This is a genomic window from Pseudomonas sp. BF-RE-22 (assembly GCF_019956155.1).
GTDB classification, from domain to species: Bacteria; Pseudomonadota; Gammaproteobacteria; order Pseudomonadales; family Pseudomonadaceae; genus Aquipseudomonas; species Aquipseudomonas migulae.
Genome location: NZ_JAHBDD010000021.1, coordinates 1 through 21641 on the forward strand (window position 1 = coordinate 1; position 21641 = coordinate 21641).

The 21641-nt window shown below is 60.4% G+C and carries 21 protein-coding genes; 12 read left to right on the forward strand and 9 right to left on the reverse strand.

Annotated elements, in window-relative coordinates; translation table 11 throughout:
* Positions 1-171 precede the first annotated feature (171 nt).
* Both KGA82_RS12320 and rlmF read left to right on the forward strand, forming a co-directional pair.
* Complete coding sequence (locus KGA82_RS12320) at positions 172-3054, forward strand: valine--tRNA ligase (protein WP_223450529.1); 2883 nt, start codon at positions 172-174, stop codon at positions 3052-3054.
* Positions 3055-3104: 50 nt separating this feature from the next.
* The gene (gene rlmF, locus KGA82_RS12325) at positions 3105-4130 is read left to right on the forward strand and encodes a 23S rRNA (adenine(1618)-N(6))-methyltransferase RlmF (RefSeq protein WP_223450531.1); all 1026 of its coding nucleotides are present in this window, start codon (positions 3105-3107) and stop codon (positions 4128-4130) included.
* 206 nt (positions 4131-4336) lie between these two features.
* Here the strand turns inward: rlmF and KGA82_RS12330 are convergent, their stop codons facing one another.
* Complete coding sequence (locus KGA82_RS12330; protein ID WP_007905514.1) at positions 4337-4618, reverse strand: HU family DNA-binding protein; 282 nt, start codon at positions 4616-4618, stop codon at positions 4337-4339.
* Between the two features lie 406 nt (positions 4619-5024).
* On the opposite strand from KGA82_RS12330, the gene yejK reads away from it, so the two are divergent.
* Together yejK and KGA82_RS12340 are read left to right on the forward strand one after the other, a co-directional pair.
* Positions 5025-6029, forward strand: a complete 1005-nt coding sequence (gene yejK, locus KGA82_RS12335; protein ID WP_008026670.1) for a nucleoid-associated protein YejK — start codon at positions 5025-5027, stop codon at positions 6027-6029.
* The gene (locus KGA82_RS12340) at positions 6029-6379 is read left to right on the forward strand and encodes a glutaredoxin family protein (RefSeq protein ID WP_008042471.1); all 351 of its coding nucleotides are present in this window, start codon (positions 6029-6031) and stop codon (positions 6377-6379) included. The genes yejK and KGA82_RS12340 overlap by 1 nt, the downstream gene beginning before the upstream one ends.
* A gap of 109 nt (positions 6380-6488) precedes the next feature.
* Here KGA82_RS12340 and KGA82_RS12345 read toward each other — a convergent pair whose 3' ends face one another.
* The 4 genes from KGA82_RS12345 to KGA82_RS12360 all read right to left on the reverse strand — a co-directional run bounded on the left by KGA82_RS12345 (position 6489) and on the right by KGA82_RS12360 (position 9091).
* Positions 6489-7424, reverse strand: a complete 936-nt coding sequence (locus tag KGA82_RS12345; RefSeq protein WP_223450532.1) for a glutathione S-transferase family protein — start codon at positions 7422-7424, stop codon at positions 6489-6491.
* 88 nt (positions 7425-7512) lie between these two features.
* A complete protein-coding gene (locus tag KGA82_RS12350) occupies positions 7513-7833 on the reverse strand; it encodes a GIY-YIG nuclease family protein (RefSeq protein WP_008042467.1) in 321 nt (106 codons plus the stop codon).
* Between the two features lie 40 nt (positions 7834-7873).
* Positions 7874-8344: a nuclear transport factor 2 family protein gene (locus KGA82_RS12355; protein ID WP_008026662.1), complete on the reverse strand. Its 471-nt coding sequence runs from the start codon at positions 8342-8344 to the stop codon at positions 7874-7876.
* Between the two features lie 114 nt (positions 8345-8458).
* On the reverse strand, positions 8459-9091 hold the full coding sequence (locus KGA82_RS12360) for a response regulator transcription factor (RefSeq protein WP_223450533.1): 633 nt from the start codon (positions 9089-9091) through the stop codon (positions 8459-8461).
* Positions 9092-9445: 354 nt separating this feature from the next.
* Between KGA82_RS12360 and KGA82_RS12365 the strand changes: the two genes are divergently transcribed.
* From KGA82_RS12365 to KGA82_RS12400, 8 genes are all read left to right on the forward strand, one after another.
* The gene (locus KGA82_RS12365) at positions 9446-10057 is read left to right on the forward strand and encodes a DUF1120 domain-containing protein (protein ID WP_223450535.1); all 612 of its coding nucleotides are present in this window, start codon (positions 9446-9448) and stop codon (positions 10055-10057) included.
* Positions 10058-10123: 66 nt separating this feature from the next.
* Positions 10124-10744, forward strand: a complete 621-nt coding sequence (locus tag KGA82_RS12370) for a DUF1120 domain-containing protein (RefSeq protein WP_223450536.1) — start codon at positions 10124-10126, stop codon at positions 10742-10744.
* A gap of 50 nt (positions 10745-10794) precedes the next feature.
* On the forward strand, positions 10795-11511 hold the full coding sequence (locus tag KGA82_RS12375) for a fimbria/pilus chaperone family protein (protein WP_223450537.1): 717 nt from the start codon (positions 10795-10797) through the stop codon (positions 11509-11511).
* 117 nt (positions 11512-11628) lie between these two features.
* Positions 11629-14085 (forward strand): fimbria/pilus outer membrane usher protein, encoded by a 2457-nt coding sequence (locus KGA82_RS12380; protein ID WP_223450540.1) that lies wholly within the window; start codon positions 11629-11631, stop codon positions 14083-14085.
* Between the two features lie 10 nt (positions 14086-14095).
* Complete coding sequence (locus KGA82_RS12385; protein WP_223450542.1) at positions 14096-15238, forward strand: DUF1120 domain-containing protein; 1143 nt, start codon at positions 14096-14098, stop codon at positions 15236-15238.
* Positions 15239-15321: 83 nt separating this feature from the next.
* Positions 15322-15945: a DUF1120 domain-containing protein gene (locus KGA82_RS12390; protein WP_223450544.1), complete on the forward strand. Its 624-nt coding sequence runs from the start codon at positions 15322-15324 to the stop codon at positions 15943-15945.
* 78 nt (positions 15946-16023) lie between these two features.
* A complete protein-coding gene (locus KGA82_RS12395; protein WP_223450546.1) occupies positions 16024-16647 on the forward strand; it encodes a DUF1120 domain-containing protein in 624 nt (207 codons plus the stop codon).
* Between the two features lie 123 nt (positions 16648-16770).
* Complete coding sequence (locus tag KGA82_RS12400; protein ID WP_223450548.1) at positions 16771-17421, forward strand: DUF1120 domain-containing protein; 651 nt, start codon at positions 16771-16773, stop codon at positions 17419-17421.
* Here the strand turns inward: KGA82_RS12400 and KGA82_RS12405 are convergent, their stop codons facing one another.
* The 4 genes from KGA82_RS12405 to KGA82_RS12420 all read right to left on the reverse strand — a co-directional run bounded on the left by KGA82_RS12405 (position 17422) and on the right by KGA82_RS12420 (position 21632).
* Positions 17422-18729 carry a CynX/NimT family MFS transporter gene (locus KGA82_RS12405; protein WP_192228981.1) on the reverse strand — a complete coding sequence of 436 codons (1308 nt, stop codon included), beginning with the start codon at positions 18727-18729 and terminating at the stop codon, positions 17422-17424.
* The gene (locus KGA82_RS12410; protein ID WP_008026635.1) at positions 18719-19378 is read right to left on the reverse strand and encodes a FadR/GntR family transcriptional regulator; all 660 of its coding nucleotides are present in this window, start codon (positions 19376-19378) and stop codon (positions 18719-18721) included. Before KGA82_RS12410 ends, KGA82_RS12405 begins: the two co-directional genes overlap by 11 nt.
* Before the next feature lie 381 nt (positions 19379-19759).
* Positions 19760-20524 carry an amino acid ABC transporter ATP-binding protein gene (locus KGA82_RS12415; RefSeq protein WP_008026633.1) on the reverse strand — a complete coding sequence of 255 codons (765 nt, stop codon included), beginning with the start codon at positions 20522-20524 and terminating at the stop codon, positions 19760-19762.
* Between the two features lie 10 nt (positions 20525-20534).
* Positions 20535-21632: an amino acid ABC transporter permease gene (locus KGA82_RS12420; protein ID WP_008037316.1), complete on the reverse strand. Its 1098-nt coding sequence runs from the start codon at positions 21630-21632 to the stop codon at positions 20535-20537.
* Positions 21633-21641: the final 9 nt, after the last annotated feature.

Consider the following 21641-nt stretch of genomic DNA (forward strand, 5'->3'; position numbering starts at 1 on the left):
AGATACATCAATGCTGACTGACACACCGCCTTCGCGGGCAAGCCTCGCTCCTACAGGGTGTTTGTGCGTTTTTTGATACTGCGCCCTGTCCGCCCCCGCTCGCCCTGCGCCCCATGCCCCGCTATACTCGTCGGCTTTTCCTGAATTAATGCCAATAGGGTCCCGCCGCGCATGGATAAGACCTACCAGCCGCACGCCATTGAAACTTCCTGGTACAACACCTGGGAGTCTGAGAATTACTTCGCCCCGCAAGGCGCGGGCGAGTCCTACACCATCATGATCCCGCCGCCGAACGTCACTGGCAGCCTGCACATGGGTCACGGCTTCAACAACGCGATCATGGACGCCCTGATCCGTTTCCGCCGCATGCAGGGTCGCAACACCCTGTGGCAGCCGGGCACCGACCACGCCGGTATCGCCACGCAAATGCTGGTGGAACGCCAACTCGAAGCCCAGGGCCAGAATCGCCACGACCTGGGCCGTGAGAAATTCCTCGAGAAAGTCTGGGAATGGAAGGATCAGTCCGGCGGCAACATCAGCCGTCAGATCCGCCGTCTCGGCTCGTCCGTGGATTGGGGCCGCGAGCGCTTCACCATGGACGACGGTCTCTCGGAAGCGGTGAAAGAAGCGTTCGTGCGCCTGCACGAAGACGGCCTGATCTATCGCGGCAAGCGTCTGGTCAACTGGGACACCAAGTTGCACACGGCGATTTCCGACCTCGAAGTGGAAAACCACGACGAGAAAGGTTTCCTGTGGAACCTGAAATACCCGCTGGCCGACGGCGCCAAGACCGCTGAAGGCAATGATTACCTGATCGTCGCGACCACTCGCCCGGAAACCATGCTCGGCGACGCCGCCGTCGCGGTTAACCCGAACGATGAACGCTACAAAGCCCTGATCGGCAAATTTGTCGAGCTGCCGCTGGTTGGCCGCCGCATCCCGATCATCGCCGACGATTACTGCGACCCTGAATTCGGCACCGGTTGCGTGAAAATCACCCCGGCCCACGATTTCAACGACTACGAAGTCGGCAAGCGCCACAACCTGCCGCTGCTGAACATCTTCGACAAGAACGCCGCCGTACTGCCGGCCTGCCAGGTGTTCAACCTCGACGGCACGCTGAACGAAAGCATCGACGGCAAGATCCCGGCTGAATATGTCGGCCTCGACCGCTTCGACGCGCGCAAACAAATCGTTGCTGCATTCGACGCCGCCGACCTGTTGGTCAGCGTCAACGATCACGCACTGAAAGTGCCGAAAGGCGACCGTTCCGGCACCATCATCGAGCCGTGGCTGACCGACCAGTGGTACGTGTCCACCAAACCTTTGGCTGAACCGGCGATTGCCGCTGTTGAAGACGGCCGTATCCAGTTCGTGCCTAAACAGTACGAAAACATGTACTTCTCGTGGATGCGCGACATCCAGGATTGGTGCATCAGCCGTCAACTGTGGTGGGGCCACCGGATTCCGGCCTGGTACGACGAGTCGGGCAAAGTCTACGTCGGTCGCGACGAAGCCGAAGTGCGTGCCAAGCACAACCTCGGTCCGGACGTTGCGCTGCAACAGGACAACGACGTTCTCGACACCTGGTTCAGTTCGGGCCTGTGGACATTCTCGACGCTCGGCTGGCCTGAGCAGACCGAATTCCTGAAGAAATTCCACTCCACCGACGTGTTGGTGACCGGTTTCGACATCATTTTCTTCTGGGTTGCCCGGATGATCATGCTCACCATGCACCTGGTGAAAAACGAAGACGGCACGCCGCAGGTTCCGTTCAAGACCGTTTACGTTCACGGTCTGGTGCGAGATGGCCAGGGCCAGAAGATGTCCAAGTCCAAGGGCAACGTCCTGGACCCACTGGACATCATCGACGGTATCGAGCTGGAAGACCTGGTGCAGAAACGCACCTCCGGCATGATGCAGCCGAAACTGGCGAAAAAGATCGAGAAGCAGACCCGCGACGAGTTCGCCGACGGCATCGCCAGCTACGGCACCGACGCCCTGCGCTTCACCTTCTGCTCGCTGGCGTCCACCGGTCGCGACATCAAGTTCGACATGGGCCGCGTCGAAGGCTATCGCAACTTCTGCAACAAGATCTGGAACGCCGCGCGCTACGTGCTGGACAAGGGCGAAGACTGCGGCCAGAACGGCGAAGCCTACGAACTGTCGCTGGCGGATCGCTGGATCATCTCGCAGCTGCAACGCACCGAAGCCGAAGTGACCCGTCAACTCGACCAGTTCCGTTTCGACCTCGCGGCACAAGCCTTGTACGAGTTCATCTGGAACCAGTATTGCGACTGGTACCTGGAACTGTCCAAGCCTGTGCTGTGGGACGAAAACGCACCGGTCGAACGTCAGCGCGGCACCCGTCGCACGCTGGTGCGCGTACTGGAAGTCGCGTTGCGCCTGGCGCACCCGTTCATGCCGTTCATCACCGAAGAAATCTGGCAGCGCATCGCGCCGCTGGCCGGTATCGAAGGCAAGACGATCATGCTGCAGCCTTGGCCAGTGGCCAATGAAGAGCGCATCGATCCGGCGGCCGAGAACGACATCGAGTGGCTCAAGGAACTGATGCTCGGCACGCGCAACATCCGTGGCGAGATGAACATCGGCCCGGGCAAGCCGCTGAACATTTTCCTGAAAAACGTCAGCGCCGAAGACCAGCGTCGTCTCACCGAGAACGAAGCCCTGTTGAAGAAACTGGCGCGTCTCGAATCGATCACCGTGTTGGCTGCCGGCGAAGAAGCACCGCTGTCCGCCACCGCGCTGGTGGGTGAGATGGAAGTGCTGGTGCCGATGGCCGGCCTGATCGACAAGGACGCCGAACTGGCACGTCTGGACAAGGAAATCCTGCGTCTGCAGGGCGAAGTCCAGCGCGTGGGCGGCAAGCTGTCCAACGCCGGTTTCGTCGACAAGGCTCCGGCCGAAGTCATCGAGAAGGAACGCGCCAAACTGGCTGAAGCCGAACAGGCTTTGGGCAAACTGGCCGAGCAGCATGCGCGGATTGCCAGCAAGCCGGCTCCTACAGAAACGCGCACCGCGTTGTGGCGATAGATATGGGACAATACCCGCCAATTTCAGCCATACCCGAATCGACAACGCCCATGACCGCCCCCCGCACACCCCGCCCTGCGCGCAAGAAGCCTGACTCCGCCACCCCGGCCAAAGCCGTGGAACCGCGTGAAAAGGCCAGCCTGCACCCGCGCAACCGCCATCAGGGTCGTTACGACTTCCCGGCGCTGATCAAAACCACGCCGGAACTGGCGAAGTTCGTGATCATCAACCCGTACGGCAAGGAAAGCATCGACTTCGCCAGCCCGGACGCGGTGCGGGTGTTCAACCGGGCGCTGCTGAAATCGTTCTATGGCATCGCCCATTGGGACATTCCGGCCGATTACCTCTGCCCACCGGTGCCGGGCCGTGCTGACTACGTGCACTTCCTGGCCGACCTGCTGGCCAGCGTTAATGACGGCGAAATCCCGCGTGGTGCGCCGGTCAAGGTGCTCGACATCGGCATGGGCGCCAACTGCGTCTACCCGCTGATCGGCTACAGCGACTACCGCTGGCACTTCCTCGGTTCGGAAATCGACCCGACGGCCGTGGCCGCCGCCAAAGCCATCGTCCAGTCCAACGGTCTGAACAAGGCCATCCAGCTGCGCCAGCAGACCAATCCCAAGCACATTCTGCTGGGCTTGCTCGAACCCGGCGAACGCTTCGACCTGACCATGTGCAACCCGCCGTTCCACGCTTCGATGGACGAAGCGACCAAAGGCAGCGAGCGCAAATGGCGCGCCCTTGGCCGTGCCGACCCGAAACGCAAACTGCCGGTGCTGAACTTCGGCGGTCAGTCGGCCGAATTGTGGTGCGAAGGTGGCGAAGCCCGTTTTGTGACGCAGCTGATTGCCGAAAGCGCGCACTTTCAGCACAAAGTGCTGTGGTTCAGCACCCTGGTCTCGAAAGCCTCGAACCTGCCGGCGATTGAGACGGCGCTGAAAAAGGCCGGGGTTCTGGAAAGCCAGGTCGTGGAAATGTCCCAGGGCCAGAAGCAAAGCCGCTTCGTTGCGTGGACTTTCCAGACCAAATCCGAACAGCAGGTTTGGCGGCGCGAGCGTTGGGTTAAAAAAAGCTGAGTAACTGACCAACGGAGATCAACTGTAGGAGCGAGCCTGCTCGCGATGGCGGTATGTCAGTGACAATAATATTGCCTGACGCACCGCAATCGCGAGCAGGCTCACTCCCACATTGGTTTTGCGGTGTTTGCGAGCCCAACGCCAAATCACAGGCACAAAAAAACCGTGCCCGGATTACTCCGGAGCACGGTTTTTTTTACTGCGTCTTACTTGTTAACAGCGTCGGTCAGGCCTTTGGCCACAACCAGCTTGATAACTTTCTTGGCAGCGATTTCGATGGCAGCGCCAGTCGAAGGGTTACGGCCGGTACGGGCAGGACGCTCAGTCACTTTCAGCTTGCCGATACCTGGCAGAGTGATTTCGCCGCCGTTTTCCAGCTGATCGGCAACGATTTGGCCCAGTTGGTCCAGAGCGTTACGCGCGGTGGTTTTTGGCGCGTCGATAGCTTCAGCGATGTCGGCGATCAGTTGGTCTTTAGTAAGAGCCATGTAGTGTTCCTTCCCTATCAAATTCATATGGATTGCAGAGTGCAGTGTCAGCCATCGAGCCCGATCTTCTGGATCTGGCACCCTCGGCCAATAACCACGGGATCGGGGTTATAGATACCGAAATCAGGGTTTGGTTCGACCTGACAAATGCTGAATGCACGCTTAACGCAGTGACTTCGCGTAAGACCGGGCAAAACTAGCACAGAGACGGGGAAATATCCGCCTCTTGCTACCCATTTGGTCAGCTTTATTGCTCTAAAACAGGAAAAAACTGCATAAGGGCCGTCGGTCGGCTACGAATTGCCCTTCGCACCGCGCCAAAACCAGTGGTTGCGGTACACTTGGCACTTTTTTGGGAGCCTGCCCTGCTCTCTCCAACCAGCCGTATCAAACAGCCGAGAAGCCCATGCCGATCCGTCATTGCATCGTCCACCTGATCGACAAAAAACCCGACGGCACGCCCGCAGTTCTCCACGCCCGCGACTCTGAACTGGCCGAGTCGAGCGCCATCGAGAACATGCTTGCCGACCTCAACGAGAGCTACAACGCCAAACAAGGCAAGGCCTGGGGTTTCTTCCATGCCGAATCCGGGGCGCACCCGTTCAGCGGCTGGCTGAAGGAATACCTCGACGGCGGCAAGGACTTCACGGCGTTCAGCCGCGTGGCGGTGGAACACCTGCAGAAGCTGATGGAAGAATCGAACCTCTCGGTGGGCGGCCACGTGCTGTTTGCGCATTACCAGCAGGGCATGACCGATTACCTGGCGATCGCGCTGCTGCACCACAGTGAAGGCGTTGCCGTGACCGATCAGCTGGACGTGACCCCGTCCCGCCACCTCGATCTGGGCCAGCTGCACCTGGCGGCGCGAATCAACGTCTCCGAGTGGCAGAACAACAAACAGTCCAAGCAGTACATTTCGTTCATCAAAGGCAAGAACGGCAAAAAGGTTTCGGAGTATTTCCGCGACTTCATCGGCTGCCAGGAAGGCGTCGACGGCCCGGGCGAAACCCGCACGCTGCTCAAGGCGTTCAGCGACTTCGTGGAAAGCGAAGATTTGCCGGAAGAGTCCGCCCGCGAAAAAACCAAGACCCTGGTGGATTACGCCAGCAGTCAGGCAAAAATGGGCGAACCCATGGGCCTGGAAGAACTCTCCGAACTGATCGACGAAGAGCGCCCAAAAGCCTTCTACGATCACATTCGTAACAAGGACTACGGGCTTTCGCCAGAGATCCCGGCGGATAAACGCACCCTGAACCAGTTCCGCCGCTTCACCGGTCGCGCCGAGGGTCTGTCGATCAGCTTCGAAGCGCACCTGCTGGGCTCGAAGATCGAATACGACGAAGAAGCCGGCACGCTGATCATCAAAGGCCTGCCGACTCAGCTGACTGATCAGCTCAAGCGACGCAACTGATGCTTGGCAGCGTGCTGAAGAAATTCCTGCTGATACTGCTGGTGGTCGTGGTTTATCAGAACTGGGGCAAGATCGAGCGGGTGTTCAACCCCTCGCAGGTGGTGTCGGAACAGACTCAGGCCAAAGCTAACGTCGTGCTCTATGCGACTGAATGGTGTGGTTACTGCAAACTGACCCGGCGCTTTCTTGATCAGAAAGGCATTCCGTACAAGGAATTCGACATCGAGAAAGACGCCGAGGCGCGCAAGGCTTATGAGGCATTGGGTGGCGGCGGGATTCCGATCATCGACGTCAACGGAACACTGATTCGCGGGTATGACCCGGATACCATCCTCGCGGCCTTGAAATGAGTAAAAACCCTGTAGGAGCGAGGCTTGCCCGCGAAGAACGATGACGCGGTGTAACTGTTGAACCGTGTCATCGTTCTTCGCGGGCAAGCCTCGCTCCTACAGGTAATTCTCAGCGGTTTTCGATCCGAAACCCGAACCGCGGAAAGTGCACATGCACCACCCCGCCACGCTCGTCTTCACGGCGCAGAATCAATTCCTCACGCCCGGCAAACAGCAACTCCCCGGCCACCGGATCAACACCGTAATCGGTCGCCGTGATAACCACCTGCTGACCCGCCTCAAACCCGTTCGGCTCTTCGAACTGCTCATCCGGCAACGCGGCAGGCGTAGCATTACGCGCCACCGCCAGCGCCTCCTCGGATGTCATCTCGCTGAACGCACCATGCCCAAAACCCAGGACCCGTGCATGCCACGCGGCAACCGCCGGGTATGCATCAACCAGCGGCGCAGTCACCGGTGTCGCTTTCAGGAACCACAGCGAATGAGCCAGGGCGAAGTCGGCAATCGACGGTTCTCCGAACAGGAAGTCGCCCTGCTCGCGCTGCAGCTGTTGCTCCAGGCGTGTCATGATCGTCGGCCATTGATGCCGCGCCTGTTCGGCCGACAACTTTGTCGCACTGCCACCGCTGAAAAAACTGGCGCGATCGGCGAGGAACGCCTTGATTGCTTCCGGCGGCAAATGGCCGAAACGCACCGCGACCGACGCTGGCTGAAACACCAGGCTTACGGCATGCTGGAACACCACCGAATCCGCCCAGGCAGCGAAGCTCGCGGTGATCATTTCCTGACCTTCCGGGAAGAACGCCGGCAAGGCTTTTTCCTGCTCCAGTCGACGGGCGATCAGCGACGTGTCGCAATAAATATCCGCACCAATCTGCAACACCGGCGTCTTGCGATAGCCACCGGTCAAAGCCGTCAGATCGGGTTTTGGCATCACCGGCGAGATCTTCACCGAGCGCCAGGACAGGCCCTTGAAGCCCAGCAGCAGGCGGGCCTTTTCGGCGAAGGGGGACGTCGGGTAATGATGAAGAATCAACTCGGACATGCTCGGCTCCGCCGCACGAATCAGGAATCTGCAGCTTAGCGCGCAATCCGCGAGCAGCCTACAGATCTGCCTGATGGGAACTGATCAATCAGATTGATAAGCCCGCAGCAAAGGTCGCCACCAGACATTCCTTGGCGCTTTTCTTGAGTTTTTTGATCAGCCGTTCCTGGCGCAGCGCTTCGCTTTTGTCGCGGCAGACTTCGGTGTAGACCAAGGCCACCGCCGGGCTGGAAAGGAAGAACCGTGCGCCTTTGCCGCTCTGGTGAGTGGCGAAGCGGCGGACGGGATCGTCGCTGATCCCGCAGTAGAGCGAACCGTTGGCCGCGCGAACGAGGTAGACGAACCAGGGTTTGCTGACGGGCAGCGTCGGTTCGGCGGCAATGGCGGCGGGTTCGCTCGGCGTGTTCACGTGACGATCAGGGCTTGAAAGGAAACAAGCCGCGATCTTATCAGCGACTGGCCTGAAATGCCTTCAGCCCCTTCAAGGCCTGAGCGCGAACGGCGTTTCTCACCAGCGGCGTCCAGCCCAGCAACAGGCCCTTGAACCCCAGCGCCTGACGCGACCAGGTCCACAGATCAAAACGGTCGTGATGCTCACAGATCTTGCCGTCGCGAAACACAAAACGCGCCTGAATATCGTTGACCACGGTATTGCCGGTCTGGCTGAACAGGTACGTCGCCACCCAATGCGCGCCGCCGCTGCGATCATCGCTGCGCACGTTATCGAAAGTCAGGGAAAAATCCTTGGCACGGGTGGTGAGCATGCGCCACATGTCGCCCGCGTCGCGCCCGCGCAATTCGCCAAATGCCGGATCACTGAACACCACGTCGTCGGTGTAGCAGGCGCTCATGGCCTCGGCATCCAGGCGCTGGAAGGCCTCATAGAATCGGGTGATCAAGGCGTTGTGGGCATCACTCATGGGCAAGCTCCCTGGTTTGAAAATGGGTTTCGCAGAATTGCCTGCACGATAGTCAACTAATGTTCGAAACACTACCGGCATTCGTGGCGGGAATACCCTCAGGTGTGCCGAAGCCTAATGCACCATGCCACTCTCACGGGCATACGCAAACAGGTCCACGTCCGTGGAAATGCCCAGCCGCTGCATGGCCATGTTTTTCTGTTTGCTGATGGTCGAAACGCTGCGTTTGAAGTGGCCGGCGATTTCACTGACGGTCATTCCGCTGGCGAGCATTCGGACCACCTCGTGCTCTTTTGCCGACAGTGCAGCGCAACTCGACCGGGCCCGGGCGTCGGCCTGAAGCAGCGCCGTGCGCAACGACTCGCTGATGTACCGGCGCCCTTCAGACACGGATTTTATCGCCATCGGCAACTCCTTCGCCGACGCACCTTTGGCGATGATCGCCACCACGCCTTGTGCAAACGCCGCCCTCAGGGTGGTGACGTTGGCAAACATCGTGACCAGAATGATCGGCATCGTCGGGTAGCCACGCCGCACCCGGCTCAGCATCTTCAGCCCGTCAGCCTGCAAGTTGCCCGGCATGCAAAAGTCGGTGATCAACAGATCACAAGGCGTCGTGCACAGCAGGCTCAACAGGCTGTCGGGACCATCGGCCTCCCCCACCACCACACATGTCCGGTTCAGATCGACGAGCATCCGCAAGCCGATACGAACGACCGGATGATCGTCAGCAATGATTACGCGCATTGTCGGATTTATCCTGTTTGGTGACTGGAATGCGCGAAAAATAGCGCCGTCCTGTTCCCACCACAACTCCCGTTCCCGGCCGTAAAACCACTTCGCCCAATGTAATCGGGGGGGTGTTCTTTCTCCTATAAAACAAAAAGAACCGCCCTACGTTTGCAAACTACATCGGCCACACAGAAGGACTACAGACAACGCGATGCAAGAGGGCGATTTGTAGCCCGCAACACGTTTTCATACACCGGGCTGTTCGTTTTCGTATTAGTTGCATTCCGCCTGGCTACTTCGATCGATAGATTGCGCCCTGTCCATAACAGGGCAACTCCCAACAATCGTTCATCAAGGAAGAGCCAACACATGAACAAGCGTTTATCCCTTTTGACTGCTGCTTTGCTGCTGACCGGCGCCTCGTCGGCGTTCGCGGCGTCCAGTACTGACCTGACCGTAACGGGCCTCATCACTCCGGTGGCGTGCACACCCACCCTGTCCAGCAACTCCATTGATCTGGGCAAAATCTCGGTGAAAGACCTGAAGCCCAACAACCCGACACTAATCGACAAACGGACTTTGTCCATGTCCGTCAACTGCGACTCGACGATCCGGCTCGCATTGAACGCCATCGATAACCGGGCTGGCTCGGCTTTCGGTAGCGGCTTTGGTCTGGGTTTGATCAACGGCACCCAAAAGTTGGGTCAGTTCCAACTGACAATTCTTAACCCGATGGCCGACGGCGTTCAGGCCCAATCCATTGCCTCGTACGACGGCAATAACTGGTTCAAGGAGCCTTTCTGGGACGCGGGAATGTATATGTCAGTTGGTTCAATGGCTGACGCCAGTCAACCGATTACGGTCAAAGACCTGGTGCTGGATCTCCAAGTCAGCACCCAAATCGCCCGTACTGACGGGCTGGACCTGAGCAACGAAGTACCGATCGATGGTTCAGCCACTTTGGAAGTGAAGTACCTGTAATTCATCTCCATCAACGAGCAACGCCAGCCCCACGGCGTTGCACGCTCACTCAAAGGACGACCCATCATGGAAAGATGCTCCCTCGCTCTATTGACGCCCCTGTTGATCGCCTGCGCCCCCATGGCCTTCGCCGCCAGCAGCGCCGACCTGAGCGTCACCGGCCTGATCACCCCCAGCGCCTGCACACCCAGCCTGTCCGGTGGCGGCATCGTCGACCACGGCAAAGTGACGGTGAAAGACCTGAGACCGGACCAGCCCACGTCCCTGGAAAACGGCACGCTGTACCTGGAGGTGAATTGCGATGGCGCCACGCCATTTACCCTGACGACAATCGACAACCGCGAAGGCTCTTCCGCCTTCCACCCCAATAGTCACGGGCTGGGCGTCGTCAACGATGACCAGAACCTGGGCAGTGTCGCGTTCGGCCTGTTCGATACGGTGGCCGATGGCGCAGCGGTGAAAACCATCATCTCTCTCAACGACGGTGCCACCTGGCGAGTGTCTTCCTACCTGGGACACGCCGGCCGGACCGCGTTCGCGGCGTTGACCGACCTGAGCACACCGATCGCCATCAAGGATCTGCGTGCGCGGCTCACGGCGTTTACCACCATCGTCCGTGCGAACGACCTGACGCTGACCGACGAAATCCCCATCGACGGGCATGTCACCGTGCAGCTGAACTATTGATAGGCCGGCGTTCCCGGCTCCATTTTTTCGAATATTCAACGAGACACGTCATGACGATGTTTTCCAGAGTCACCCGTCATCTGTTCCATTCCGGCATCGGCGCATTCGCCCTGTTGCTGACTGCACAGGCTCAGGCCGACGGCATGGTGCCGAACACTTCCGTGGTCATCGTCAACGAGGCCGACGGCGAAGCGTCCGTGTCCGTGACCAACACCGATGCCCATCTGGCGTTGATGCACGTCACCCTCGAAGACATTGCCGAGGACAGCGAATCCCTGGTGTTCGTGACGCCGCCGCTGGCGCGCGTCGAAGCGGGCAAAACCCAATTGGTGCGCTTCATCCTGCAATCGGAAAAGCCCCTGCTCACCCAGCGTTTGAAGCGGGTGATCTTTGAAGGCATCCCCCAGGGCAAAGCCCCCGCCGAAGCCGGGCAGGCCCGAGTCGGCGTGACGGTGCGCCAGAACTTGCCGGTGATCCTGCACCCCAAAGGCCTGGCGCCCAATCGCACACCGTGGACCGACCTGAAATGGTCGCTGAAGGACGGCCAACTGACCGTGCGCAACGACACGCCTTATGTGGTCCGCCTGGGCCAGGAAGTGCAATTGTTGCCGGCGGCGGGCAACGCGATGTTGCCGAAAACCTACGTGCTGCCCGGTGAGCACATCAGCATCAAGGTGCCCGAAGGCGCCGCCACGCAGGTGCGCTTTCAACCGGCAACGGTCTACGGTTTTGCGGTGCCGCATTACGAGGCGCCCATCCGGTCCTGAACCACCCTGACGGCGTCATTCAGGAACGATGAGCGCCCATGTTTCAAGGCGACGGCCATCTGGCCGTTGCCACAGGCGTGCCTGTAACCGCACGCCGCAATAACCCAAGTGAACCCGATGAACACAGTATCGATTTACCGTGATGGCGAAGCCGTGCCCGTTATTCGGGCCGTTGCTCGCCCTTATCCATGGCGGCGGCAAACCACAGTGGCGTTGCTGCTGAGCAATGCGCTGATGATGCTCGACGCCCACGGTGAGACGCCGTTCGACAAGGACACGTTGCTGCAGCGCGGCATCGATCCGGCGCTGGCGACGTTGCTGATGCAGGCGCCGCAGTTCACGGCCGGCCGGCACCCGGTCACGCTCACCGTCAACGGTCAGCGCCATGGCCGGGTCGACGTCACGTTCAATCGCGAAGGGGCGTTGTGCTTCGATCGCGCGCTGCTCGATGCGGCGAACCTTAATGTGCCCGAGCTAACGCTGGAGGATGGTCAGTGCCACGATTTTCTTGGCAGCGCGCCGCAGGCCGTCATCGAACCGGACCCCGCGAACCTCGCCCTGTCGTTGATCGTGCCCACCGACGCGATACGCCCCACGGCCCGGGATTTTTCCGGTTATCAAACCGGGGGGATTGCCGGTTTGATCAACTACGACGTCACCGGTTTGCACAGCCGTTCAGGGGACAGTTCGAGCCGCTACGCCTCGGCCAACACCGAACTCGGTTTCAATGCCGGTGACTGGATCGTGCGTAGCCGTCAGGTACAGACCTGGCAGGACGACATCTCCCGCACCACGCACATTGCGGCCTACGCCCAGCGCACCTTCGCCAGTCAGGAAGCGGTGCTGCAGGCGGGTCAGATCAACCTCTACAACCCGGTGCTCGCCGGTGCGCAGATCACCGGCGTGCAAGTGCTGAACGAACAAGCGCTGCAGGTCGAAGGGCAAAGCGCGGTCATTGAAGGGATCGCCAACAGTCAGGCACAGATCGAGGTTCGCCAGAACGGCTCGCTGATCCATTCCACGGTGGTGCCCGCCGGCCCGTTCGCGCTCACCAATGTGCGGCGGCTCAACACGCGTTCAGACGTGGAAGTCACGATCAAGGAGGCCGATGGCAGCGAGCGCAGTTTTACCGTGCAGGCCGCGATGCTGGGGGTCAGTTTGCCTGCGCCCGGTTATTCGCTGGGGGCCGGTCAGGTGCGCAGCATCGGTGATTCACAGAGTGACGATCCCTGGGTGATCAGCGGCGGCTGGAGCGGTGCGCTCACCCCGCAAGTGTTGCTCAGCGCCGGCCTGACCGGCGCCGCCGACTATCGCGCGGCAGGCGCCAGCGTCGGCCTGCTGCCCTCGCCCGCCACCCAGGTGCAAGCCACGCTGACCGGCGCGCACGCCAGCGGCAAGCAAGCCAGTCAGGGATTTCAGGCGGACCTGAGCGTCTCGCACCGGTTGAGCGAACAGTGGGCGTTCAATGCCGGCAGCTCTTACCGAACACTCGGTTACCGGGAACTGGAAGAGGCGGTATTCGACAACACGTCCGACAACAGCAACTCCCGTTACCGCGATCAGCAAAGCGCGGCCCTGTCGTGGTCGCACCCATGGCTCGGCGCCTTCAGCAGCGGCTTCAGCCGTTCCAGTTCGTTCGACGGCCAAAGCAGCAGCCGCGCCCTCGCCTCCTGGGGCACCAGCATCGCTGGCGTGTCGGTCTCGGCAACCGCCGAATGGCAGGTCAGCGGCGCCAGCCGCAACGATGACAGCATCTACCTGAACCTCAGCATTCCGCTGGGCGAGAACCGCCGGGCGCGCACCTGGGTGCGCAGTTCCGCCGGCGAATACCGCAGCGGCGTGGGCTTGAGTGAACGGGTCAACGATCAACTGGGTTACCGGGTCGGCGTCGAACACGACACGCGCGACAAACAGGTGCAATCCACGGCCGGCGTTTCACTGCTGCCGCGCTACACCCAACTCGATCTCAACTACACCCGCGCCGACGACGAACGCTCCAGCTATCAGGCCAGCGCTCGCGGCGGCGCGGTGTTGCACGGCGGTGGTTTGACGCTGTCGCCGTACCCGGTGAGCGACACCTTTGCCCTGCTGTCGGTGGGCGACATGGGTTCGATCAAAGTGTCGACGCCCAGCGGTCCGGTGTGGACCGACTGGCAAGGTCAGGCGGTGATCCCGCAAGTGGCGGCGTACGGCCGCAGCCCGGTGGAAATCGACACCAAAACCCTGCCGCGCAACGCCGACATTCACAACGGGCTGGCGGTGATTTCGGCCGGTCGCGGCGCCGTCGACACCGTTGAATTTGGCATCACGATGACCCGTCGAGCCTTGCTCAAGGCCACCACCGCCAACGGCGCGCCCCTGCCGCGCGGGGCCGCCGTGAACACCGAGGACGGCGAGTTCGTGACCCTGGTGCAGGACGGCGGCCTGGTGTTTTTGCCCAACGTCCTCGACCACCGCGCGCTGTGGATCAGCGCGCCGGGGCTGGAGCGTTGCGAACTGCGCTTCGAACTGCCCGCCGACGCCGACACCAACGCGTACTACGAAACCGCCCCCGCCAAGTGCCGAGCCCTCTGAGGATGACTTCATGAACCTGTCACGCTATTTGCTGCTGACCCTCGCGCCGCTGGCACTGAGCGGATTCACGCCACTGGCCTCGGCGTCCACCGACGACTGTCAGTTCAACCTGAGCCAGCCGGTGCTCGATTACGGCTTGATGAACCGTGCGATCCGCCCCGATGCGGCAGCGGAACGACACCTCGGCGAGCGCCCGCTCAGCCTGACCCTGAGCTGTACGCAGCCCATCGACATGAGCCTGTTCTACCGGGCGATGGCCGCGACCGCCGAACGCTTTCACTTTGCCGAACGCGGCAGTTATCAGGTACGCATTCGCGACGCCGTGCTCGACGGCCAGTCGGTGGAGATCGGCTTGATTGCCGGGGCCGGTCAGCCACCGTCCGAAACGGCATCGAACCTGATCTGGCGACCGGAACACGGGATCGTGCCGGTGCAGGCCGGCGTGCCGGTACAGGGGCGCAGTTTTTCGGCGCAACTTGAGCTGACCGCCTGGGTTCAAGAGCAAGGCATGCAGGTGCGTGACGCGGTGACCTGGGAAGCGTTTGGGGTGTTCGATGCCATCGGCGCCGGACGCACCCGCGAGGCGACCTTGCGCGCCCGTTTCGCCCCGGCGGCCTGCGAGCCGGTGCTGTCCAACGGCGGCGTGATCGACTTCGGCACCCTGTCAAAAAAAGACCTCAATGCGGACAAGGACACGCGCCTGCCGCCCAGGTCGTTGACGCTGATGGTCGGCTGCGACGCGCCCGCTGCTTTCGCCTTGATCATGCATGACAACCGCTCAGGCTCCGCGACGCTCGACAGCGAGTTTTACTACGGCCTGGGCAAGGACAGTCGCGGCAACAGGATTGGCCAGTATTCACTGAACCTCGACCCGTCTGGCGCCAATGCCGACGGCTTCGCCCGCCTCTATCGAACCGACTCCAGCACCGCCGGCACCGCCTGGAACACCAGCAGCGCCAACCCGATCCCCATCGGCCAGACCCGTTACCTGGCGTTCACCGACAGCGCCGGCAGCAACGCCGGCCCGGTGCTGATCCAGAACCTCAGCACCACGGTGACCGTGGACGCCGTCATCGCCCCCACCAACAGCCTGGATTTGAGCACCGCCATCGAGCTCGATGGCGCGGGGACGATCGAGATTATTTACCTGTAACACCCAACCCGATCCTGCTGGATCCGGGGCGCACGTGAGCGGCTCGGGGCAGACAGGGCAATAACCATAAAAGTGAGTAAAAAATGATTAAAAAGTACTTTGCAGCACTTTCCGCCACTGCGTTGATAGGCGTTGCGCCTTATGCGCTGGCCGCGTCGAGCACTGATTTGACGGTGACGGGACTTATCACCCCGAACGCATGCACGCCGACGCTGTCCGATGGAGGGATCGTTGATCACGGCAAGCTTTCAGCCAAAGACCTGCATCTGGACAAGCCCACGCCACTGCCTACCAAGACACTGCAGCTCGCCGTGAACTGTGACGCAGCGACCGCGTTCAGGCTATTACCGACCGATAACAGACTCGGCACAGTAGGTGCTAACCACGATTTCGGCCTGGGCTTTATCAATGGTGATCAGAAGCTTGGCAGTTTCTATGTACGATTCATGGCACCCATGGCGGACGGTGTTGCTGTGCAGCCGTTGTGGTCCAATACCAATGGAAATACTTGGTCCACAGGCAATCTTGTGGAGCACAACATACTCTCGGCATTCGGTGCTGTAGGCGGCCCGGCCACGCCAATTGCCATCAAGGAACTACTGACAGACCTTAGGATCCGGACCGCAATTGCTCGCGCTGACTCACTGGACCTGACCAACGAAGTCGCTCTAGACGGTTCGGTCACCATCACCATGGCCTACCCATAACCCCGTAGCCGACCTTGTCCGAGGTCACGCTTCGGGCAAGGACTGATTCCGCTCACCAGACACAGCGAAACCTGTCCCATGAAAAAAATCCCACACGCCCTGACGATGGCGCTCATCGTCCTGACATCGCCGCTCACGTTCGCCGCCTCGTCGATGGACCTGACGGTGACAGGCCTCATCACCCCGAATGCTTGCACCCCAACATTGGCCGACGGCGGCAACATCGACATCGGTAAAGTCCCTGTAAAGAACCTCAATCCAATCGCAAACACGGAAGTGGGCAACCACTACATGTCGTTCAACGTGAACTGCGATGCACCGGTCGTCTTCGCCGTGAAGTCCATCGACAACAGACCCAATACAAACATATCTTCCCCTCTTTTTTTTGGCGTGGGCTTGACCCCCGCAGACGAAAAGCTGGGTTACTTCTGGCCATACGTCGCCAACCTGCAAGCGGACGGTCTGCGTGCAGACGCTATTCGATCGAGTGACGGCGGAGGAAGCTGGACCCGCGCCACCACCATCAACTCGAATGAACTTCTGGCAACAAGCACTATCGGCAACACCACCCCCATAGCAGTAAAAGATCTCTCAATGCTTCTGTGGATCAATACCTTCATTGCTCGCGCCGATAGCCTGACTCTGACTGAGGAAGTGCCCATCGATGGCTCCATGACGCTTGAAATCAAGTACCTCCCCTGAGTCAACGCGCTGAGCCGCTCGAACGACAGTTTCGGTAAAGGGACCGGCTCAGCGCCGACAGGTGCCTTTGGCTCCGCAGGCTCCCGGCACAGGCAGAAAAAACAATGAAAAGGATTTTCACAAATGAATCGTTACTTCGCTGTCTTCGCGACAACCTTGCTCATCAGCACCACCCAACACACCTTCGCGGCGTCCACCGTTGACCTGACCGTCAAAGGCACCCTCACCCCGCTCGCCTGCACACCGATGCTGTCCAACAACGGCCTCGTCGACTACGGAAAAATCTCCCGGCAGGACCTCAGCGTCGACAAACGCACGCGACTGCGCGACCAGACGCTCGACCTCACTATTCAGTGCAATGCGCCCGCGCGCTTTGCCTTGCTGATGCGAGACAACCGCGACGGCTCGGCAATCGTCAACAGCGAGATTTACTACGGCCTGAACCACGACCACAGCCACAATAAAATCGGCTTGTATTCACTGAACTTCGATCCGGCCAGCACCGTGGTGGACGACCTGACGCAGGTCTATCGAACTGATTCCACCACGGGCGGCAAGGCCTGGAGTTCGTCGAACAGCCAGGCCATTCCGATTGGCGCCCGAAGTTATCTCGGATTCACTGACATTGCCGGGAGCAGCGCCGGCCCGATTGCCATCCGCACGCTGACCAGCCGGGTGACGGTGGAAACGGTCATCGCGCCCACCTCCGAGCTGGACCTCAGCACGGAGGTGCAGCTCGACGGTTCGGCAACGCTGGACGTTGTTTACCTGTAGTCAGACCTTTTCGCTGACCACCTGCACGTACAGCGAACGCCCGGCACCGAGGCCGGCAAGGATGGCGCCGAGGCCGATCACAGCGAAGATCCAGCCCACGGCATTCCAGCCGCCGGTCCAGTCATGCACGATGCCGACCGCGAACGGCCCCATGGACGCCAGGGTGTAACCGAAGCCCTGGGCCATGCTCGACAGGTTGGCCGCCACGTGCGAGTCCCGCGAGCGCAAGACAATCAGGGTCAACGCCAGGCTGAACGTTCCGCCCTGCCCCAGGCCGAGCAGGATCGCCCAGCCCCACAGGCCTTCGATGGGTGCATAAAGGCAACCGAACAGACCGCCGAGGGTCAGCGCCATGACGATGACGATCGCCAGGCGCTGATCCTTGCCGCGCGTCGCCAACCACGGTGCGGCCAGCGAACTGGCGAGTTGAACGATCACCGAACCCGACAGCACCAGGCCGGCCTGGGTTGGCGTCAGGCCGCGACCGATCAGGATCGATGGCAACCAGCCGAACACGATGTACGCCAACGAAGATTGCAGGCCCATGTACAAGGTCACTTGCCAGGCCAACGGGTCACGCAACAGACCGCGAACCCGGTAAGCCACGTTGTGGGAGCCGTGTTTCTGACCGACTTGCGGCAACCAGAACATCGCCGCCACCAGCGCCGGAATCACCCAGAAGCCAAGGCCCAATGCCCAGCTCTTGTCGAAGTGTTCGCTCAACGGCACGGTTGCGCCCGCCGCCATCGCCGCGCCCAGGCACAGGGCCATGGTGTAGACGCCGGTCATGGTCCCGGCGTGTTTGGCGAAGTCGCGTTTGACAATGCCTGGCAGCAGAACGCCGATCACGCCGATGCTCGCACCGGCCAGCACACTGCCGCCAAACAGGCCGATTTCACCGAACGAACTGCGCAGAATGATCCCGCCAGCCAATGTCAGAAGGATGCCCAACACCACGCGCTCAGCGCCGAAACGTCGCGCCAGAATCGGCGCCAACGGCGCAAAAAGGCCGAGGCACAGCACTGGCAACGTCGTCAGCAAACCGGCCTGCGCCGCCGACAGGCCCAGGCTTTTCGAGACCTCGCTGAGCATCGGCGCCATACTCGACAGCGCCGGACGCAAGTTCAGCGCGACCAGAATCAGCCCCAGCAACAACAGCCACGGTCGGCGCAGGATTGGCTGGCTTTGCTGGACCTGTTCGTCATCGGCCTCGGCGTCGATCAGCAGCTCTTCGAGCTCCGCCGTGCGTTTGGCTTCGGTGATCGTGCTGTGGCTGCTGGACATGGCGTTCTCGGTTTCAAGGTTCATTGATCAACTGCCTCGACAAGGCTTTCGCGCGTTCCGGGTCGCGTTGCTCGACGGCATCGAGCAGTTCGATATGCAGGTCGAACACTTCCTGGCGGCGTGGCGTGATGCTCAAGGTCTGGCGCAGTTGTGCACCAACGACGCTGGAGAAATAGCGATACAACTCGCTGAGAGTGGGGTTGTGCGCGGCGTCAACCAGACGACGGTGAAACACCAGGTCGCAGGCGATGTAGCTGTCGAGATCGCCGTGGTAGTGATCGCCGCTGACGTTGAGCGCTTCGCGCAAGGCCACGAGGTCTTCGTCGGTCCTGCGCAGCGCGGCAAGGCCGATGGCCTCGACTTCAAGGATGTGCCGGGTTTCCCTGGCCTGCTCAAGCGAGCAGCGCGACAACGCTTTCAGGGTGTCCAGCGGATCGATCACCGCCCGCAGATAGCTGCCGTCGCCCTGACGGATTTCGATCAAACCGGAAAACGCCAACACGCGCATGGCTTCGCGGACAGTGTTGCGGCTGATGCCCAATTCGGCAGACAGCTCGGGTTCGGTGGGCAGGCGCTGACCGACAGACCAGACGCCTTCGGTGATACGCAGGCGCAACTGGTCCAGAGCCTGATCAACCAGGGAACGTTTAATGAGTGGAGACATGTCTGACATAAGATTCGCCCTTTCATCCAATCATAGGATGAATTTTTTGACATGTTAGTCAGCATCACCCCACAGGGCAAACGGTTTACACAAACCCTGTAGGAGCCGGCTTGCCGGCGATACGGTCTGATATCCAACATGGGTATCGCCCGACCCACCGCCATCGCCAGCAAGCCGGCTCCTACAATTTCGCGTTCGGCTCGCCATTTCGCACACGACACACCCCCTGTAGGAGCCGGCTTGCTGGCGATTCGGTCTGACATCCAACATAGGTTTCGCCTGACACCCCGCTATCGCCAGCAAGCCGGCTCCTACAGGGATCGAGGTGTGTTTCTTCGGGCAAAAAAAAACCCGGAACAGCGTCCGGGTTTTTTCACTGCCTGGCTTCGATCAATGCAGGATCTGGCTCAGGAACAGTTTGGTGCGTTCGTTCTGCGGATTGTCGAAGAAGTCGTTTGGCGCGGCCTGTTCAACGATTTCGCCCTTGTCCATGAAGATCACGCGGTTGGCCACGGTGCGGGCGAAGCCCATTTCGTGGGTCACGCAGAGCATGGTCATGCCGTCTTCGGCCAGACCGATCATGGTGTCCAGCACCTCTTTCACCATTTCCGGGTCAAGGGCCGAAGTCGGTTCGTCGAACAGCATGATTTTCGGTTTCATGCACAGCGCGCGGGCAATCGCCACACGTTGTTGCTGACCGCCGGACAGTTGCCCCGGGAATTTATGCGCCTGCTCCGGAATGCGTACGCGTTCCAGGTAATGCATGGCGATTTCTTCGGCCTGGCGCTTGGGCATCTTGCGCACCCACATCGGCGCCAGGGTGCAGTTCTGCAGGATGGTCAGGTGCGGGAACAGGTTGAAGTGCTGGAACACCATGCCGACTTCACGGCGGACCGTTTCGATCTGCTTGAGGTCGTTGGTCAGCTCCACGCCATCGACCACGATGCGGCCCTGCTGGTGTTCTTCCAGGCGGTTGAGGCAGCGAATGGTCGTCGATTTACCGGAACCCGACGGGCCGCACAGGACGATACGCTCGCCCTGTTTGACGTTCAGGTTGATGTCTTTCAATACGTGGAACTGGCCGTACCACTTGTTCACGCCCTGCATCTGAATAATGCCTTCAGGGCTCACAGGCTTTTTGATTGCTTCGCTCATTACAGAACTCCTAACGCTTGTGGCCAGTGTCGAGCTTGCGTTCCAGATGCATGGAATAGCGCGACATACCAAAACAGAAAATCCAGAACACCAGGGCCGCGAACACATAGCCTTCAGTGGCCATGCCCAACCATTTCGGGTCGGCGGCGGCTTGTTTGACGCTGTTGAGCAAGTCGAACAGGCCGATGATGATCACCAGGCTCGTGTCCTTGAACAGCGCAATGAAGGTGTTGACGATGCCAGGGATTACCAGCTTCAGGGCTTGCGGCAGAATCACCAGGCCCATGCTGCGCCAGTAACCGAGGCCCATCGCCGCAGCCGCTTCGTACTGACCTTTTGGAATCGCTTGCAGACCGCCGCGCACCACTTCAGCCACATAGGCCGACTGGAACAGGATCACGCCGATCAGCGCCCGCAGCAGTTTGTCGAAGTTCATGCCTTCAGGCAGGAACAACGGCAGCATCACCGAGGACATGAACAGCACCGTGATCAACGGCACGCCGCGCCAGAATTCGATGAAGGTCACGCAGACCACGCGAATCGCCGGCATGTTCGAACGACGGCCCAGCGCCAGCACAATGCCCAGCGGCAACGCACCGGCAATACCGACAGTGGCGATCACCAGGGTCAGCATCAGGCCGCCCCATTGGCTGGTCGCCACTTGGGTCAGACCGAAAACGCCACCATGCAACAGGCACCAGGCAATGATCGGATACAGCACCAGGAAGCTCAGGCCATACACGGCTTTACGGTGAAAGCGCGAGATGAACAATGGCGCCACGCCGATCACCGCCAGCCACACGGTCAGGTCCACGCGCCAGCGCAGGTCCATCGGGTAGTAGCCGTACATGAACTGGCCAAAACGCTGCTGAATGAACACCCAGCAGGCGCCTTCCTTGGTGCAGTCGGCGCGGGTGGTGCCGACCCAGTTGGCGTCGATGATTGCCCATTCCAGGATCGGCGGGACAATCAGGTAAATCAGATAGAACGCAAACAGGGTCAGCAGGGTGTTGAGCCAGCTGGAGAACATGTTTGCGCGCATCCATGCGACCACACCGATGCTGCTGCTCGGTGGAGGCATGTCAGGCTTGAAAGTATGAGTACTCATGCGCTTTTC